Below are 18,112 nucleotides of genomic sequence, written 5' to 3'. Positions count from 1 at the left end.
GCCCTCCATCATGCGCCCGATGCCGGCGCGGGTCGAGCCGGTGATTGTCCGGTTGATCAGGACCGATAGGGTACGAGGACCGAGCGGTGCGCCTCCTCGCGCCCCGGGGGGAGAGGGGCCTCGCACATGCCACGATTCGACCGCCCACGCCTGCGACGCGTCGTCGCCGGGATCACCGCGACACTGCTCGCCGCCACCGGCGCAGTCGTCGTGGGAGCGATCGAACCGCAGCCCGCCGCGGCCGCCTACCCCGACTCCGTCAACCCCTTCGCGATCGCGGGCGGCTTCACGGTCTACGCCCGGGAGAACGCGCTGCTGCAGAACCAGGAGACCGAGGGCAGCATCGCGGTGGGCGGCACCGCCACGGTGCAGGGCAGCAGCGGGCAGTACACGATCATCCACGTCTCCGCCGGCACGGGGAACTACGACCTGCCGACGGTCGACGGCGACCCCACCCGGTTCCTCGTCGGCGAGTACAGCACCGCGAGCACCGGCATCCTCGCCATCACGAGCGCCGGAACGACCGACCCGGCGCTGTGGGGCGACCTCAAGATGGTGCAGCGCGACGGCGGCTGGCAGGCGTTCACGCGTGCCGACTGGCTGCGCCTCAACCAGAACCCCTCCAACGCCGATCAGACCCCGCTGATCGACGCGACCCACCAGCAGTACCCGGCGGATGCTGCGCCCCCCTCCGGTGCGACCGGCAACGGCAGCATCTACACGGCGAACACCTCCGCCACGGCGGTCGCCGATTACGTCGAGGCGAACCGCGACGCGTCGTGGGAGGAGGCGTCGAGCTGCTTCGACGACATCGCGGACCCCACCACCGGCGTGGGCTACCACGTCAGCGTGGCCGAGGACGCGGGCGACCGCGTCGTCCTCGAGGAGCTGAGCCCGGACCAGCCCAACATCGTGGACTACGCCGACATCGCCGGGGCGGCGCTCATCCAGTTCTCCCCCGGACCGACGCCGGGCGTGTCGAACCCGCTGGTCATCCGGGTGCCCGCGGGGACGACCGAGGTGATCGGCGCGCGGGCGGATCCGCAGGGCGTGCATTCGCCGTACATCGTGTGGGACCTCTCGCAGCTGACCGGCGACGTCACCGTGACCGCCGGCCAGGCCCGCATCGACGGCTCGATCTACGCGCCGAACGCCTCTGTCACCGTGAACGCCGCGCCGCTCGACGGCCAGGTGATCGGTCAGAACGTCGTCATCCAGGGCGGGGAAGTCCACTCGTTCCTCTTCTCCGGCGAGATCTCGTGCAACGACGCCAGCGGCACCTTCGTGGTGCGCAAGGCCCTGTCGGGCGACATCCAGCCCGGTGATCTTCCCGAGGGGGCGACGTTCACCGTCAACTACCGCGCCGTGGACCCGGACGACAACGTCACCGTCGGCTCACTCGAGGTACCGGCCGACGGCACCCCCGTCGCCGCGGGCGAACGGTTCCCGGCGGGCACGGAGATCACCTTCGAGGAGATCACGCCCGAGACCATCCCCGGCTGGGAGTGGGGCGATGTCGAGATCGACCCGAACCCGCTGATCGTCGGCACCGGCACCGCCCAGGTTGTCGTCACGAACACGGCGACCCGGTTGACGGGCACCTTCAGCGTCTCGAAGTCGATCGACGATCCGTCGGGCGAACCGCCGGTCCTCGAGGGGACGGTGCCCGTGACGTGGATCGCCCGATACGGCGGCGAGCAGATCGGCACCGGCACGATGAACGTGCCCTTCACCGGCACGCCCGTCGTCCCGGTCGACGGGAACGGCGCTCCGATCGCCTTCCCGGTGGGCACCCGCATCATCCTCACCGAGAACCTCGACGGCATCGATCCGCCGCCGGGGTTCGACTGGAGCGGCATCGGGTGGAACCCCGGGCGCACGTTCGTGATCACCGAGGCCGACACGACGGTGGACGTCGAGCTGACGAACGTCGTCACCCCGACCGACGACGGCCGCACGATCACGATCGTGAAGTCGGCGAGCGGCTCCGCCGCGGACCCGCGGTTCGGCTACGAGGTCACCTACAACACGAACCCCGCCCCCGAGCGGGCGACCCTTCCCCTGCCGGTCGGCGAGCCCCAGCTGATCGAGGACCTCGAGACGGGCGCCGAGACGCTGGAGCTGGCCGAGCTGCCGCCGACGTTCGAGGGCGTCACCGTGGCGAACGTCGACGACTGGGTGCCGCCCGTCTTCAACGTCACGATCGACGGCGTGACGACTCCCTACCAGCCGGACGGCTTCGGGGACATCGTGGACATCCCGCTCCCGCCCGACTCGGAAGCCGACATCGAGATCGAGGTGACGAACGCGCTCAAGGAGGGCACCTTCACGATCTCGAAGGAGTTCGACGGCGTCCCGCCCGACCAGGTGCCCCCGGGCCTCGAGTTCAGCGTGGCGTGGACGGCGTACTTCCCGACGACCGAGCCCGAGGACGTGATCCAGCAGGGCGTGCTGCGGGTCCCCGGCAACGGTGCGCCGGTCGGCCCCGTCGACGACGCGGGCGCGCCGCTGCTGTTCCCCTACGGCACCGTCGTGACGTATGAGGAGCAGGCGGCGCCGACCATCCGGCACGTCTCCTGGCTCGGCGCCGCGTTCGACCTCGAGCAGCTCACGATCGGCGTCGACGACCAGGCCGTGGTGCACGCGACGCTCACCAACGATGCGTCGCTCATCGAGGGAACGTTCCTCGTGCAGAAGAGCATGGACGGCATCGATCCGGACGACCTCCTCGTCGACTCGTTCACGATCGACTACGTGGCGCACCTGCCGAGCCGCGATGTGCTGGTGGGGAGGTTCGGGCTGCCTGCCGACGGGACGCCGGCGGGTCCGGTCGACGGCCAGGGCAATCCGATCTCGTTCCCGATCGGCACGATCGTCAACGTTCTCGAGGAGGAGCCCGACCCATCCGCGCTGCCCGAGGGCTACGAGTGGGGCGAGACGACGTGGAGCCCGGCGAGCTTCGTCGAGATCGGCCCCGGCGAGACGCCGCCGGTGCTCGAAGTCACCAACTCGGTGGTCGCGATGACCCGCTGGGCGGTGACGAAGGTCGTCGCGGGCAATGGCGGGTCGTCGGTCCCGGCGGGCACCACGTTCCCCGCCGATTGGTGGCTCGACGGCGTCCCGCAGGAGCGCATCGAGCTCGAGCCGAACGTCACGATCACGTCGCCCTACTTCCCGGTCGGCACGATCATCGAGGCGCGCGAAGCCGATCTGCCGTCGATCCCTCGGGTCGACTGGGGCACCCCGGTCTGGAGCGTCGGCGGCGAGACCCTCGTGCCCGATCAGGACGGGAAGGTCACGCTGCCGATGTCGGAGGTCCGCACCCCGCAGACGGCGGAGCTGACGCTGACCAACACTGCGAGCATGCGTCCGCTTCCGGCCACGGGTGGCGGCGGCCTCTCGCCCCTCGTCCCGCTCGGAGCCGTCGGCCTGATCGGGGTGGGTCTGCTGCTGGCCATGAGACGGGCGCGACGCGTCTGACGCACGACCCGTGTGCACACGAAGAGGGAGGGGACGGCATCCGTCCCCTCCCTCTTTCGTGAATCAGCCCGCCGGGGTCTCGTCCGGGGGTTCGCTCTGCTGCGCGAGCGCCGTGCGCGGGCGCCACACCACGACTTCGGTCGCGCGGCGCACACGCGTGCCGTGACGCAGCGTCACGACCGCGCCGGTCGATCCGGCGGCGAAGACGCGGGCGCCCGGCCGCTTCTCGAGTTCGGCGCGCATGCGGTCCTCGAGGTCGCGGACGCGGCTGTGCAGCTCCTGCACGCGGTTCTCGAGCTCGAGGATGCGCACGATCGCCGGGAGGCCGATGCCGTCCGACGACATGCGGGCCACCTCGCGGAGCTGCTCCACGTGGCGCAGCGAGTAGCGCCGAGATCCGCCCTGCGTGCGGGCGGGCACGACCAGCCCGAGCCGGTCGTACTGACGCAGCGTCTGCGGGTGCATGCCCGACAGCTCGGCGGCGACGGCGATCGCGAAGATCGGGGCATCCTCGTCGATGTCGTCCTCGGTCATCCTTCTCTCACCATCCTCCGGATGCGGGTCGCCAGGCGACCCGCATCCATCGTCTAGCCCTGCGCCTTGGCCATAAGGTCGGCGCGGGGGTTCTCCTTGGACTCGAGGCTCTGGAAGCGCTCGAGCGCTTCGCGCGCGGCTTCATCGAGATGGGACGGCACGGCCACCTGCACCTCGGCGAGGAGGTCGCCGGTACCCTTGGCCGTCTCGACGCCGCGGCCCTTGACACGCAGCACGCGGCCGGACGGCGTGCCCGGCGCGACGCGCAGCCGCACCGGATCGCCGCCGAGCGTCGGCACCTCGATGGTGGCGCCGAGCGCGGCCTCGGTGAACGTCACCGGAACCGTGACACGGAGGTTCAGCCCGTCCCGCGTGAACACCGGGTGCGGTCGCACGGTGACCTGCACGACGATGTCGCCGTTCTCACCGCCGTCGGGCGAGTGACGCCCGCGGCCGCGCAGCCGGATCTTCTGCCCGTCCGAGACACCGGCGGGGATCTTGACCTTGAACGGCTTGCCGTCCTCGCCCGCCAGCGTGATGGTCTCGCCCCTGGTCGCGGTGACGAAGTCGATCGTCGTGCGCGCCGTGACGTCGGCACCGCGCGTCGGGCCACCGAAGCCCCGGTAACCGCCGCTCGTCTGCCCGAACCGCCCGGAGCCGAAGCCGGTGCCACCCTGCTGCTGGTTGAACATCGCGAAGATGTCGTCGAAGTCCTCGGCGCTCTGGTAGCGCGCGCCGCGGCCCTGGTTGAACATCGAGAAGACGTCCTCGAAGCCGCCGGCGCCGCCCGGGCCGCCCGACGTGAATCGGGCGCCCGAGCCCATCGCGCGGATCTGGTCGTACTCCTTGCGCTGCTCGGCGTCGGAGAGCACCGAGTACGCCTCGCTGACCTCCTTGAACTTCGCCTCGGCGGCCGCGTCACCCTGGTTGGAGTCGGGGTGGTACTTCCGCGCGAGCTTGCGATACGTCTTCTTGAGGTCCGCCTCGCTGACGTCCTTCGAGACGCCGAGCACCGAGTAGAAGTCCTTGTCGAACCAGTCCTGACTGGCCATGGAGCCTCCTTGGGGCTACTCGGCGGGAACCGCGACGACGACCTTCGCCGGACGCAGTTCCACCGAGCCGAGGCGGTAGCCGATCTCGACGACCTCGACGATCGTGGTCTCGGTAGCGCCCGGCGTCGGCACCTGGAAGATCGCCTCGTGCTGCTGCGGATCGAACGTCTCGCCCGCGGCACCGTACGTGGTGAGCCCGATGCGCTCGGCGACGCCGCGGAGCTTGTCGGCGATGGCCGCGAAGGCTGAGCCCTGCTCCAGGTCGCCGTGCTTCTCAGCGCGGTCGAGGTCGTCGAGCACCGGGAGGATGCCCTTCGCGACCGCGCCCTGGGCGCGCTCGATCTCGACCTCGCGCTGCTCCTCGGTGCGGCGGCGGTAGTTGGCGTATTCGGCCTGCAGGCGCTTGAGGTCGTTGAGCAGCTGCGACTCGAGGTCGGCGAGCACGGCGTCCTCGGCCGCGGCGTCGGCGTTCTGCGCGGCGCCGAGGATGTCGTCGACCGTGAGCTCGTCGTCCTGCCCGTCCTGCGGCGCGGGGCCGGAGGCGTTCGCCTCCGACCCCACACCCTCAGGCCGGACCTCGTCGCCGTCGCCCGGTTCTTCGACCGGTTCCGGGTTGTGGTCCTTGTTCGCCATGGTTACTTCTTCTCGTCCTCTTCGTCCACGACCTCGGCGTCGACGACGTCCTCATCGGAGTCGGTCGAGGCCTGGCCGTCACCGGCGTCGCCGGCCGCAGCATCCGGAGCGGACTGCGAAGCCTGGCTCGAGGCGTAGATGGCCTCGCCGAGCTTGCCCTGGCTCTGGTTCAGCTTGTCGAACGCGGCCTTCACGGCCTCGTCGTCCTCGCCGGCGAGCGCGGTCTTGAGAGCGTCGACGTCACCCTGCACCTCGGTCTTCACCTCGGCGGGGAGCTTGTCCTCGTTCTCCTTGATGAGCTTCTCGATCGAGTACGAGAGGGTCTCGGCCTGGTTGCGCACCTCGGCGGCCTCGCGACGCTTCTTGTCGTCGGCGGCGTGCTCCTCGGCCTCGCGCACCATGCGCTCGATGTCGTCCTTGGGCAGCGACGAGCCGCCGGTGATCGTCATCGACTGCTCCTTGCCGGTGCCCTTGTCCTTGGCGGACACGTGCACGATGCCGTTCGCGTCGATGTCGAAGGTGACCTCGATCTGCGGGATGCCGCGCGGCGCCGGCGCGATGCCGGTCAGCTCGAACGTGCCCAGCGGCTTGTTGTCGCGGGTGAACTCGCGCTCGCCCTGGAAGACCTGGATCGCGACCGACGGCTGGTTGTCGTCGGCGGTCGTGAAGGTCTCCGAGCGCTTCGTCGGGATGGCGGTGTTGCGCTCGATGAGCTTCGTCATGATGCCGCCCTTGGTCTCGATGCCGAGGCTCAGGGGGGTCACGTCGATGAGGAGGACGTCCTTGCGCTCGCCCTTGAGGACACCAGCCTGGAGGGCGGCGCCGACGGCGACCACCTCGTCGGGGTTGACGCCCTTGTTGGGCTCCTTGCCGGCTTCCTTCATCACGAGCTCCGACACCGCGGGCATGCGGGTCGAGCCGCCGACGAGCACGACGTGGTCGATGTCGCCGACCTTGATGCCGGCCTCGCGGATGACGTCCTCGAAGGGCTTCTTGGTGCGGTCGAGGAGGTCCTTGGTGAGGTCCTCGAACTTGGCGCGCGTGATCGTCTCGGACAGCGACACGGGGCCCGAGTCGGTCAGCGACAGGTACGGCAGGTTGACGCTCGTCGAGGTGGACGACGAGAGCTCCTTCTTCGCCTGCTCGGCGGCCTCCTTGAGTCGCTGCAGCGCGATCTTGTCGCCCGAGACGTCGACACCGGTGGTGTCCTTGAATTGCTTGATCAGGTAGTCGACGAGACGCTGGTCCCAGTCGTCGCCGCCGAGGCGGTTGTCACCGGCGGTGGCGCGCACCTGGATGGTCGAGAAGTCGTCGTCCTTGCCCACCTCGAGGAGCGAGACGTCGAAGGTTCCGCCACCGAGGTCGAAGACGAGGATGAGCTCGTCCTCCTTGCCCTTGTCGAGGCCGTAGGCGAGGGCGGCCGCGGTGGGCTCGTTGATGATGCGCAGGACGTTGAGGCCCGAGATCTCGCCGGCCTCCTTGGTGGCCTGACGCTCGGCGTCGTTGAAGTACGCGGGGACCGTGATGACGGCGTCGGTGACGGTGTCGCCCAGGTACTGCTCGGCGTCGCGCTTGAGCTTCTGCAGGATGCGCGCGGAGATCTCCTGCGGCGTCCAGCGCTTGCCGTCGACGTCGAAGCCCCAGTCGGTGCCCATGTGACGCTTGACCGACGAGACGGTGCGGTCGACGTTGGTGACGGCCTGGCGCTTCGCGGTCTCGCCGACGAGCACCTCGCCGTCCTTCGTGTACGCGACGACCGAAGGGGTCGTGCGGAAGCCCTCAGCGTTCGCGATGACCTTGGGCTCGCCGCCCTCGAGGACGCTCACGACCGAGTTGGTCGTACCGAGGTCGATTCCAACAGCACGTGCCATGTGTATCTCTCCTTGATAAGGGCGCAGACGGATGCTGCCACCCGAGGTTTACGGGGAAGTCTTCTCGCGGCCCACCATGAGGTTGAGTCGCGATGACTCAACCATACGCCTGGGTCGCAGCATCCGTCAAATCAAAGTTGATACGAGGCGGCTCAACTTGGCCGAGGCCGTTGTCAGATCGAATGCGCGAGGGTCTGCAGCCCGATCACGAGCAGGCCCAGGGCGAGGAGGATGCCGAGGGCGACGAGCTTCTGCGCCCACGACAGCCGCGCGCGGCGGACGGCCGCCCACCCGATCACCCCGAGCGTGGCGATGTAGACGATGCTCGAGACGCGCAGCGCGGTCTCGAGGTGCATCACGTCGAGCCACGCGAGCGCGATCAGGATGCCCGGCACGACGACGGTGCCGAGCGGTCCCCCGGCGATGCGCCCGAGCACCGCGAACTCCCCGGCGCTCGGGAACTCCTGGTGCACCGCGAGGTGCGACACGATGTCCGACACGAACCCGGCGGCCGTGATGCCGACGACGCCCAGCACGAGCGCGAAGAACGCGTGGTCGGGTTCGGCGTGATCGCTCGCCGACACCACGAGCACGATCGCGAGGCCCGTGAAGGTGGCATAGACCCGCTCCTTGAAGTAGCGGACGAACGCCTCCTCCTGCCCGTCGAACTCCTCGAGTCGCCGCTGCTGCTTGCGCGAGCGGGGTCGCCCGCCGTCTCGTTCGTCGGTCATGCCGTCACCCTACGGGTGGTGGGCGACGGATGCCTCGACCTCCTGCATCCCTGCACTGACGACCTGAGTCTCTCGCCCGCGCGGGCGGGTCCTCCGTAGCGTGACGACAATGGGACGACACTGGGGAGGCAGCCGGGTGCTGCGTGCGGCCGGCGCGATCGTGGCGGGCACCCTGGCGGCGATCGCCGTCGCGGCGCCGGCTCAGGCCGCGGATGACGAGCACGACGAGCACCGCCTGCACACCGTGCTGCAGCTCACCGATGAGATCGCGATGGACTCCGCGCGCTACGTGTTCGAGAACAGCGGCGGCTGGACGGTCGACGGGGCGCCGTCGGGCACCGAGTTCCTGGCATGGACCGCGGAACCCGATCTGCTCGCCCCACCCATCCAGGCCACCATGGTCGCGCACGTCGTCGAGAACGGCCTGTCCACACCCTTCTGGGTGCGCGTCGTGAGCGCCCGCAACTACAGCGAGGGCGCGACGTTCTACGACGCCGGCTGCGACGTCTTCCGGGGCGACCCCGACGTCGGCGGCACGCTGCTCGATCCCGCCGAGGGGTCGCCGTACACGTGCGAGAAGACCGGCATCCAGTACGACCCGGGCGAAGGGAACATCACCACGCTCACGGTCACCATCTCGTCGCTCATCTGGACCACGGTCCGCGGCATCGTGGCGCCGCAGTCCGGCGTCACCCTGACGAACGGCACGTTCGAGACCAGTGCGCCGCACACGTTCATCGACGGCTCCGGTGCCAGGTCGACGGTCTCGATCTCGCGAGCGGCGGCGACTGGCAGGCCGTGTTCCGCGTGTCACGGGTGACGGGAACCGACGTCGGAGTCATCGAGCCCACGCCGACACCTCCCGGCTCCACGCTTCCGGCGGCGGCCATCCCGCCGTCGGGCGGCTCGGACGCGGATGCGCATCCCGCGACCGCGCCCGCGGCATCGCTCGCCGCGAGCGGGTCGGATGCCTCGCCGCAGGCCGCGACGATCCTCGGAGCCGCCGCCGTGCTGCTCGGCGCCGGCGTGCTGATCGTCAGCGGGCGGCGAGCACGTCGTCGAGCCAGTCGAGTGCGCGGCGGTTGAGGAGCGACCGGTTCTGCATCGAGCAGTGACCGCCGGCGCCCTCGGCAGCCGTGAAGTCGATCACGGTGGCATCGGGCAGGGCGGCCGCGAACGCGGGCACGCCGGCCGCGAGGGGATCGCCCTCGGCGCGCGTGAGCAGCACCGGGCAGCGGATGTCCGCCACACGGTCGATGCGGTACTCGGCGCTGCGCGCGAGGAAACTCTTCAGATCGGAGACCCCGTTCACCCAGAAGCCGCGCTGCACGATCGACCACCGCAGCTTGCGGTCCTGTTCGATCACCCCCATCAACCGGTCCACGACCGCATCGTCGAGCCCGCTCGGATCCGCGGCCTCCTCCTCGGTCGCCCCCAGCCGGCGAGCGAACGTCGAGAGTCCGGCCCCCAGGTCCTGCTGGCCCGGGTCGGCGATGCACGCGGCGATCCGCGCATCCCCCGACGCGGCGCGCGGCGCGAGGTAGCCGCCGAGGCTCCAGCCGCTGACCGCGATGCGGTCGGGATCGACGATCGGCGACGTCAGCGCGTGGTCGATGATCGCCGAGACGACGATCTCCCAGTCCGGCCGCATGGGCACGCCCTGCTCGAACAGGACGGCGCCCTGGCCCGGACCGTCGAAGAGCAGGCAGTGGTACCCGCGCCGGAGCGCGGCGACGGCCGAGGCGAAGTACGAGTCGGTCACGGTGGCGTCATAGCCGTTGACCAGGATCAAGAGCGGCCGCACCTCCGTCTCGCGGCCGAACGCCGGCACGAGGTACGCGGGCACGCGGGCGTCCCCGACGGGCACCGCGGCGGGATGGATGCCGCGCAGCGCCAGCCCCGCATCGAAGGCGTCGATCTGCCGGCGGAAGCCGTCGAGCAGACGCGGGTCGACGGGCGTGCCGAAGAGCGGGTGGTACGAGCTGGCATAGAACGCACTCGCGCGCAGATAGAGATCGGACGCGCCAGGTCGCCCCGCCGCCGCCGCGGCGTCGGCTTCGGCCCGGACGCGATCGCCGGCCGCGACCCAGGCGTCGAAGAACGCGCCGTCGTCCCCGTCGCCGACGGCGCGGCCGACGGCCGCGACCTCTCCGACGTCGCCACCGCCGGCTGGCGAATAGCCGAGCATCCAGGTGCCGAACTCGTTGTGGAAGGGATCGCTGAAGAGGGCGCCGTCCGGTGTGCTCACACCCCCGAAGGTAGGGGTGTCAGCGGTGCGCTGTCACGCACCCGGGGCCCATTGGCGACCTGAGTCCCTCGCCGCCCGCACCGCCGTCCTCCTACGGTCGTGACCATGGCACGCACTCCGATCATCCGTCGTCGCCGGGAGGCCATCACCGCGGGCACGATCAGCATCGCCCTGGCCGCGGCGGGGGTGCTCGCAGCGACGCCCGCGGCCGCTCTGGAAGGTCTCGTGGGCATCCAGACCACGCTCCGGATCGCGGGCGACATCGAGCTCACCGACATCCGCTACGACCTGAGCGACGACTCCGGCCGCATCGAGCCCGGAGACAACAGCGAGGTCGGCCCGGCCGGGCCGGCGACCACGACGACATGGTCGGCGGCCAGCGAGACGCAGAGCGTCCAGGGCAGCGCCACGGCCCGCATCGTCGACTTCGGCACGGTGACCGAGTTCTGGGTCGTGGCGGATGCGCACACCTCGGGCGGCGGGACCATCTACGGCAGCTCGTGCCGGATCTACCGCGGCGATCCGGCCGCCGGCGGCACGGAGCTCGATCAGAGCCAGGACTCGCCGTACTGGTGCACCTCGACGCACCAGGGGATGCTCCCCGGCCCGGATCCGCGGTACGCGTACGACGAGACGTTCGAGGTCTCCTCGCTCGACTGGGCGACCGTGCGCGGCGCGATCTCGCCCCAGGGCTCGGTGTCTCTCCACGACGGCGCCCTGGAGTCGCCGACCACGAGGTTCATCACCGACGGCCGCTGGTATCCGGCCGATCCGGCCGAGCAGCTGCCGTTCCTGACGATCGCGTCGGGCGCCACGCTCGACTGGGCGGCGTTCCGCCGCAACGGCGAGTCCACCGAGAACGCCTCGGGCTACTTCTCGTACCGGATCTACGACGGCGGCGTGCCGACGCGGTTCTGGGTGTCGGGCATGGCGTCGAACTGGCGTGGCGTCGAGTTCAACTGGGACTACACGTGCCAGATCTTCGACGGCGATCCGTCGCAGGGTGCGCTCGCCGTGACGGCATCGCCGTACACGTGCGACATGACGACGACCGAGGTCTCGGGACGCGGCGACTACCGCGTCGACTTCGCCATCAAGACCGCACCCATCCAGACGCTCGAGCCGCTCGAGGCGCGCGACCTCATGTCGGCGGGCTGCGGTGACGCGGCCGACGCCTGCTACTTCGTGCCCGCGACGAACGACGCCCTGGTCGAACCGGGCAAGCCCCTCGGTCCGCCGTACGCCAACGACGGCGAGGACGACGCGGAGTACCAGTTCTCGTACGCGAGCGGTCGGTCGATCACGAACACGGTCAACGTCTCGGTGAGCGCCGAGGCGAACGTCGTCGATCTGTTCAAGGTTGCCATCAAGGTCGCGTACGGCTGGGAGGAGACCGACGAGACCGAGAAGAAGTGGATCGCCACGATGATCGTGCCGGCTCACGAAGAAGGCTGGTTCGAGTTCGCGCCGGCGTACCGCAAGATCAGCGGGGACTTCCTGTTCGAGACCGGCGGCACGTGGTACCGCGTCACCGGCACCTTCACGGTTCCCGACGACACCACTCCCGGCACCCTCACCTCGCACACCCGCGCGCTCTCGGACGAGGTCGAAGCCGAGCCGCCGGTCACGCCGACGCCCGCCGCTCCTGCGCAGACGCCGCAGCCCACCGCCACGCCGGCCGCCGCATCGGGCGCCCTCGCGGCCACCGGCAGCAGCGTCGATCCGTCGGCTGCCGCCTGGCTCGCCGGCATCGCGGTACTCGCCGGCGCCGCACTGCTGCTGACCCGGCTCGCACGCCGCGGCCGTCGCACCACCGACTGAGAGCGGATCGCCAGGGTCGCAGCATCCACTCTCCCTTCAGGGGATGGATGCTGCGACCCCGGCTTTCCGCCGGCACTCAGTCGCGGTTCAGATAGCGGATGACCGCCTGCACGCGGCGATGGGCCTCGGCGTCGAGCGGAAGGCCGAGCGCGTCGTAGATGCGCGACACGTGCTGCACGACCGCCTTCTCGCTGAGGAACAGGGCGCTCGCGATGCTGGCGTTGCTGCGGCCTTCGGCCACCAGCGCCAGCACCTCCTGTTGGCGCGGGGTGAGACCGCTGACCGCGGCCTCGGAATGCCGCGCACGCCCGACCATCACCGCGACGACGTCCGGGTCCAGCGCCGTGCCGCCGGCGGCGACCCGCTCGAGGTCGTCGAGGAACGTGCCGACATCCGCGATGCGCTGCTTGAGCAGGTAGCCCACGCGCTCGGTCCCGTGGGCGAGAAGGTCCTGCGCGTACCGGCGCTGCACGTGCTGGGACAGGACCACGACCGCCGTTCCGGGGTGCTCCTGGCGGATCCGCAGGGCCGCCTCGAGCCCCTCGTCGGTGTGCGTGGGCGGCATGCGGATGTCGGTCACGACGAGGTCCGGCGCGTCGCGGAGGACGGCATCCGTCATCGCGTCCGCGTCGCCGACGCCCGCGACCACCTCGTGGCCGCCCTCTTCGAGCACGAGTTCGAGTCCGCGCCGGATCAGCGCCTCGTCCTCCGCGATGACTACCCGCACGGTACCTCCGCCCACACTCGTGTTCCCCGGCCCGGCGGGCTCGAGATCGAGATCGTTCCGCCGATCGCCTCGACGCGGTCGGCGAGGCCCCTGAGGCCGGACCCCGCCTCGATCGAGGCGCCACCCACGCCGTCGTCCTCCACGTCGAGGCGCACGCGACCGTCGTCGAGACCCAGCCTGACCCTGGCGATCGTCGCCCCCGCGTGCTTGACGACGTTCGCGAGCGCCTCGGTGAGCACGAAGTAGGTCGTCGCCTCGACGACGTGGCTGAGGGCCCCGTCGTCGATCTCGGAGGCGATCTCGGTGGGGATGGGCATCCGGTCGGCGAGGTCTTCGGCCGCAGCCGTCAGGCCGCGCTCGACGAGCGCGGCGGGCACGAGATCGCGCACCAGCGCCCGCAGATCGGCGGCGGCCGCATCGATGTCGATCCGCAGCCGCGTGGCGCGCTCGGGGACGCGCGGCGGGGGCGCCGTCGCGATCTGCTGCGCTTCGAGCGCGAGCAGCACCAGCTGCACCTGGAGCCCGTCGTGGAGATCCCGCGCGATGCGGCGGCGCTCGCGATCGGCCGCCTCGACGATCCGCTCGCGCGAACGCCGCAGCGCCGTCTGGCTGGCACGCAGTTCAGCGGTGAGGCGGTCGCGGTCGACGGCGATGGCGACGATCCGGCCGGCGGTGTGCACCAGCTCCTTGTCGGCCAGCAGCTCGGCGTCGTAGTCGATCACGCCGATGGATCGGCCGTCGAGCACGATCGGCTGCCACCCGCGCCGCGGATCGGCCACCGTCTCGACCGACACGTCACGGCCGCCCTCATCGAGCAGCCCGCCCTGGCCCTCTGCCCAGAAGAACAGCCGCAGCGTCGGGTCTCCGAGCGTGCGGGCGAGTGCTGCGGCGAGCGGTTCCTTCGCGGCGTCGGCGGTGCCGAGCCACGTGCCGAGCTCCTCCAGTTCGCCGGTGCGGGCGAAGCCGCCGCGCAGCAGTCCCAGCGCGAACGCGATCGGGATGCCGGCGACCGCGGCGAACTGCAGCAGACCCCTCACCGCCGGTTCCACGTGGAACACCCGGTCCAGCGCGATGGCGATGAGCGGAAGGAAGAGGACCGTGAAGATGCCGTACGAGAAGAGCGGGATCAGCACACGCCGGTGCGCAGCATCCGCTCGCCGAAGTCGCCCCCAGAGCACACCGGCGACCACCAGCATGACGGCGGTGGCGACGAGCGTCTGCAGGATGCCGAACACGGCGACCGCGCCCGGTGCGTCGGCGATCGCGAAGGGCGGGTACGACCCGTCGGGGTCGAGCAGGTACTCCGGAGCCTGCAGCACGAGCGAGGCGGTGTAGAGCACCACGACGAGCGCGCGCGAGAGGCGATCAGGGAGCTTTCCCGAGGGGAACGCGAGCAGCAGATGGACCATCGCCGGCAGGGCGAGCGTCGCCCCGATCGCGCCGATCGCGAGCAGGACGGGCACCTCGGTGTTGGCGACGCCGCCGATGAAGACCATCAGCCCCGCGATGAGGATGAGGAAGCCCAGCCCGTTGCTGGGGCGTCGCCGCCACGCGATGAGCCCGGCGACGACGTAGATGCCGAAGATCAGCGGCAGCGCCGCGAGCAGGAGGCCCGCCGGGCCGCCGAGCGGGAGGAGCCCGATCGTGGTGAGGATGAGCAGCGCCGACAGCACCGCGACGATGACGATCGCGCGATCCAGCGAGCGCGAGAGCGCGGAGCGCACACCGGGTGCTGCAGGCATCGGACCCTCTCGCGGATGACGTCCCCTCATTCTGAACCGTCACGCCGCCCGGGCGCACGAGGACTCAGGTCGCCAAAGCGACAGCTCAGCCGCCCAGCATCCCCTCCACCGCCTCGTTCGACTTGGGGTCGGGCAGGCGCCGCATGCGGAACCCGTTGAGCACGCCGAGCACCGCCGCGAGGATCGGGATGAGCAGGGCCACCTGGAGCGCGATGTGGCGGGCCTCGGTGTTGATGCGGATCACCTCCGCCGATGCCTCCGGCGGCTCGTCGGCGAGGAGCTGCTCGAGCCCGGTGTTCGACATGAGCTCGGCGTCCTCTTCGAGCACCGTGGCGACCTGCGTCTGCTGCTCGCTGGTGAGCACGGTGCTGGAGTACGCGAGCGACGTGAACGAGGCCGCGAGGGTCGCCAGCATGATGGCGCCCGCGAACGCGAGGCCGAACGACAGGCCGAACGAGCCGGCGGCGGAGTTGACGCCCGCGGCCTCGCTGACCCGCTCGTCGGAGATCGGCGAGAGCGTGTAGTTGTTGAGCTGCGAGACCAGGAGGCCGAGGCCCGAGCCCGCGATGATGAGCGGAATCGTGAGCCACCACCCGCTGTCGGCGCGAGGCACGAGCGGAACGATCGCGATGAGGCCCACCGCGGCGAGCGAGAAGCCGAGCAGGATGAGGTTCGCGGGGCGCCCCTTGGCACGGCGCCCTGCCCAGATCGCGACCGCGAACATGCTGAGCGACAGCGGCGCGATCGACAGACCGGCCTGCAGCGCGTTGTACTCGAAGACCATCTGCAGGTACAGCGGAAGCACGATCATCGTGCCGCCGAGGGCGATCTGCTGCAGCAGCTGCCCGCTCACGCCGGTGCGGAACGGCTTCGACGAGAACAGCGCGGGGTCCAGGAGGACCGGCTTTCCCTTCTTCTTGCGCGAGTTGAGCCACCACGCCAGGCCGCCGAGCGCGACCACGCCGAGGCCGATGATGATGCCGACGTAGCCGCCGCCCTCCTGCCACACCAGGATGCCGAGCACCACACCGCCCATGCCGATGACCGAGAGGGCCGCACCCACGAGGTCGATCGAGCGGTCGCCGGTGTACTTGACGTCTTTCACGAGGCCGGCACCGAGGAGGACGACCGCGATGATGACGGCCTCGAGGCCGAAGGCGACCCGATACGACCAGAAGGTGGTGATGAAGCCGCCGAGGAGCGGGCCGACGGCCGCGGCGATGGCGGCCGACGCGCCCACCAGCGCGTAGACGCGCTTCTGGTGGGAGCCCGCGAAGTTGCCGTGGATGAGCGACTGCATCGACGGGAGGAGGAGGGATGCTCCGATCCCGCCGATGACCGCCCAGAAGATGATGACGGCGGTCAGGCTCGTTGCGAACGCCATCGCGACCGCGCCGACGGCGTAGCCGCAGAGGCCCAGGATGTAGGCGAGCTTGCGTCCGATGAGGTCGCCGGTCTTGCCGCCGATGAGGATGAATGCCGCCGAGACAAGGGCTTCGAGGGCGATCGCGCCCTGCACGCCGCTGGCGGTCGTGCCGAGCTCCGTCACCACTGCGGAGATCGAGACGTTCATGATCGACGTGTCGACCACGAGCACGAACATCGCCATCGCGAGAAGGATGGCGAGACGGCCGTTGAACTTCGTCTCGGGCGAGGAATCCCCTGTCATGAACGAAGCAAACCACCACGGCGGTTCGGAGCGCTACTTTGATTCCGCACCAGTTCACCGAAGGGCCCTAGTGTGACGAACATGAGCTCTCCCGTCCCCGGCTCCGACGAGCCCGGCACGCCGTCGCAGCCTGCTTCTCCGGCGGAGCCCGGCGCTTCGACCGAGCACGTGCTGTCGACCGCGGCCCTGAACACCGACGGTCTCGACGACACGCCGGTGCCCCGTCGGCGCGTGTTCGCGTGGGCGCTGTGGGACTGGGCGACGCAGCCCTTCAACTCGGTCATCCTGACCTTCGTCTTCGTCTCGCTGTACCTGGTCTCCGACGCGTTCCTGCCGCCCGATGTCGCCCAGCAGAACGCGAACGGCGACATGGTGTGCTCCAGCTCGGCGGACGCGGGCACGGCGTACTGCGGCGCCCTCGCCGATCTGTCGGAGTGGTACGGCTGGGTGACTTTCGCCGCCGGCATCCTGATCCTCCTGCTCGCCCCCGTGCTGGGTCAGCGCGCCGACGCCGCGGGCACCAAGAAGCGCTGGGTGGTCGGGGCGACCGCGGTGCTGGCGCTCCTGCAGTTCGCGCTCTTCTTCGTGTATTCCGAGCCGCAGTTCTTCTGGCTCGGGGCGATCCTCGTCGCCCTCGGGTCGGTCTCGTCAGAGATCGCGGGCGTCAACTACAACGCGATGCTCGTGCAGGTCTCGACGCCCAAGACGATCGGCCGCGTCAGCGGGCTCGGCTGGGGCATGGGCTACATCGGCGGCATCCTGGCGCTCGCGCTCGTCGTCGTGCTCAACACCTTCGACTGGTTCGGCCTCGACGTGTCGGACGGCCTCGCCTACCGCCTCATCGCCGTCGGCGCGGCGGTGTGGACGATCGTCTTCGCGCTGCCGTTCGTCTTCCTCGTGCCGGAATCGCCGGCCGACCCGGGCCGGAAGAAGGTCGGGTTCTTCGAGGGCTACCTCGTGCTGGTGCGCGACGTCGTCGCGCTCTTCCGCGAGCACCGGCCGACCTTCTGGTTCCTCATCGCGAGCGCCGTCTACCGCGACGGCCTCGCCGGAGTCTTCGCCTTCGGCGGAGTGCTCGCCGCGGTGTCGTTCGGGTTCAGCGCGACCGAGGTCATCGCCTTCGGCATCGCCCTGAACCTGGTCGCGGGCGTCTCGACGATCATCGCCGGCCGTCTCGACGACCGTTTCGGCGCCCGCGCGGTCATCATCACCGCGCTCACGATCCTCATCGTCAGCGCCCTGTTCGTCTTCTTCCTCCGCGAAGGCGGCAAGCCGGTGTTCTGGGTGGGCGGCATCATCCTGTCGGCCGCCGTCGGCCCGGCGCAGGCGTCGAGCCGGTCGCTGCTCGCACGTGTCACGCCGACCGGGATGCAGGGCGAGGTCTTCGGCCTCTACGCGACCACCGGCCGCGTGATGAGCTTCCTTTCCCCGCTGCTGTGGGCGACGTTCATCGGTGTGTTCGGCGCGACGCACTACGGCATCCTCGGCATCGTGATCGTGCTGCTCGTCGGGCTCCTGCTCCTGCTCCCCGTCAAGCTGCGGCCCAAAGACATCGCAGGCTGATCCCTCCGGGTCCGTCCTGCCGATCGCGACAGCCGTCGCAT

14 protein-coding genes are annotated in these 18,112 nt (G+C 70.3%); 5 read left to right on the top strand and 9 right to left on the bottom strand.

The window, feature by feature from the left end; genetic code table 11:
• The first annotated feature begins 126 nt into the window (after positions 1–126).
• Entirely contained in the window at positions 127–3,480 is a 3,354-nt protein-coding gene (locus ACFC1K_RS03110; RefSeq protein WP_375870385.1) for a collagen-binding domain-containing protein, read from the top strand.
• A gap of 63 nt (positions 3,481–3,543) precedes the next feature.
• Here ACFC1K_RS03110 and ACFC1K_RS03105 read toward each other — a convergent pair whose 3' ends face one another.
• From ACFC1K_RS03105 to ACFC1K_RS03085, 5 genes are all read right to left on the bottom strand, one after another.
• Positions 3,544–4,014, bottom strand: coding sequence for a heat shock protein transcriptional repressor HspR (locus ACFC1K_RS03105; protein ID WP_310286575.1), 471 nt, complete (start codon positions 4,012–4,014; stop codon positions 3,544–3,546).
• A gap of 53 nt (positions 4,015–4,067) precedes the next feature.
• Positions 4,068–5,066: a DnaJ C-terminal domain-containing protein gene (locus ACFC1K_RS03100; protein WP_375870384.1), complete on the bottom strand. Its 999-nt coding sequence runs from the start codon at positions 5,064–5,066 to the stop codon at positions 4,068–4,070.
• A 15-nt stretch (positions 5,067–5,081) separates the two neighbouring features.
• Entirely contained in the window at positions 5,082–5,699 is a 618-nt protein-coding gene (locus ACFC1K_RS03095; protein WP_375870383.1) for a nucleotide exchange factor GrpE, read from the bottom strand.
• Positions 5,700–5,701: 2 nt separating this feature from the next.
• The gene (dnaK, locus tag ACFC1K_RS03090; RefSeq protein WP_375870382.1) at positions 5,702–7,570 is read right to left on the bottom strand and encodes a molecular chaperone DnaK; all 1,869 of its coding nucleotides are present in this window, start codon (positions 7,568–7,570) and stop codon (positions 5,702–5,704) included.
• Between the two features lie 173 nt (positions 7,571–7,743).
• Positions 7,744–8,301 carry a hypothetical protein gene (locus ACFC1K_RS03085; RefSeq protein WP_375870381.1) on the bottom strand — a complete coding sequence of 186 codons (558 nt, stop codon included), beginning with the start codon at positions 8,299–8,301 and terminating at the stop codon, positions 7,744–7,746.
• Positions 8,302–8,410: 109 nt separating this feature from the next.
• Between ACFC1K_RS03085 and ACFC1K_RS03080 the strand changes: the two genes are divergently transcribed.
• A complete protein-coding gene (locus tag ACFC1K_RS03080; RefSeq protein ID WP_375870380.1) occupies positions 8,411–9,121 on the top strand; it encodes a hypothetical protein in 711 nt (236 codons plus the stop codon).
• Positions 9,118–9,387, top strand: coding sequence for a hypothetical protein (locus ACFC1K_RS03075; protein WP_375870379.1), 270 nt, complete (start codon positions 9,118–9,120; stop codon positions 9,385–9,387). The genes ACFC1K_RS03080 and ACFC1K_RS03075 overlap by 4 nt, the downstream gene beginning before the upstream one ends.
• Here ACFC1K_RS03075 and ACFC1K_RS03070 read toward each other — a convergent pair.
• Entirely contained in the window at positions 9,338–10,549 is a 1,212-nt protein-coding gene (locus ACFC1K_RS03070; protein ID WP_375870378.1) for an alpha/beta hydrolase family protein, read from the bottom strand. The genes ACFC1K_RS03075 and ACFC1K_RS03070 overlap by 50 nt on opposite strands.
• A gap of 105 nt (positions 10,550–10,654) precedes the next feature.
• Here ACFC1K_RS03070 and ACFC1K_RS03065 point away from each other — a divergent pair, with 105 nt between their 5' ends.
• A complete protein-coding gene (locus tag ACFC1K_RS03065) occupies positions 10,655–12,370 on the top strand; it encodes a hypothetical protein (RefSeq protein ID WP_375870377.1) in 1,716 nt (571 codons plus the stop codon).
• A 76-nt stretch (positions 12,371–12,446) separates the two neighbouring features.
• Here ACFC1K_RS03065 and ACFC1K_RS03060 read toward each other — a convergent pair whose 3' ends face one another.
• From ACFC1K_RS03060 to ACFC1K_RS03050, 3 genes are all read right to left on the bottom strand, one after another.
• Complete coding sequence (locus ACFC1K_RS03060; protein ID WP_310286590.1) at positions 12,447–13,097, bottom strand: response regulator transcription factor; 651 nt, start codon at positions 13,095–13,097, stop codon at positions 12,447–12,449.
• Positions 13,088–14,839 (bottom strand): sensor histidine kinase, encoded by a 1,752-nt coding sequence (locus ACFC1K_RS03055; RefSeq protein WP_375870376.1) that lies wholly within the window; start codon positions 14,837–14,839, stop codon positions 13,088–13,090. The genes ACFC1K_RS03060 and ACFC1K_RS03055 overlap by 10 nt, the downstream gene beginning before the upstream one ends.
• Before the next feature lie 85 nt (positions 14,840–14,924).
• The gene (locus ACFC1K_RS03050) at positions 14,925–16,508 is read right to left on the bottom strand and encodes an MFS transporter (protein WP_375870375.1); all 1,584 of its coding nucleotides are present in this window, start codon (positions 16,506–16,508) and stop codon (positions 14,925–14,927) included.
• 81 nt (positions 16,509–16,589) lie between these two features.
• Here ACFC1K_RS03050 and ACFC1K_RS03045 point away from each other — a divergent pair, with 81 nt between their 5' ends.
• Positions 16,590–18,071 carry an MFS transporter gene (locus ACFC1K_RS03045; RefSeq protein ID WP_375870374.1) on the top strand — a complete coding sequence of 494 codons (1,482 nt, stop codon included), beginning with the start codon at positions 16,590–16,592 and terminating at the stop codon, positions 18,069–18,071.
• Positions 18,072–18,112: the final 41 nt, after the last annotated feature.

It is taken from the genome of Microbacterium sp. NPDC056057 (assembly GCF_042266945.1).
GTDB lineage: Bacteria > Actinomycetota > Actinomycetes > Actinomycetales > Microbacteriaceae > Microbacterium > Microbacterium trichothecenolyticum_C.
This window is presented reverse-complemented; position numbering and strand designations above follow the sequence as displayed.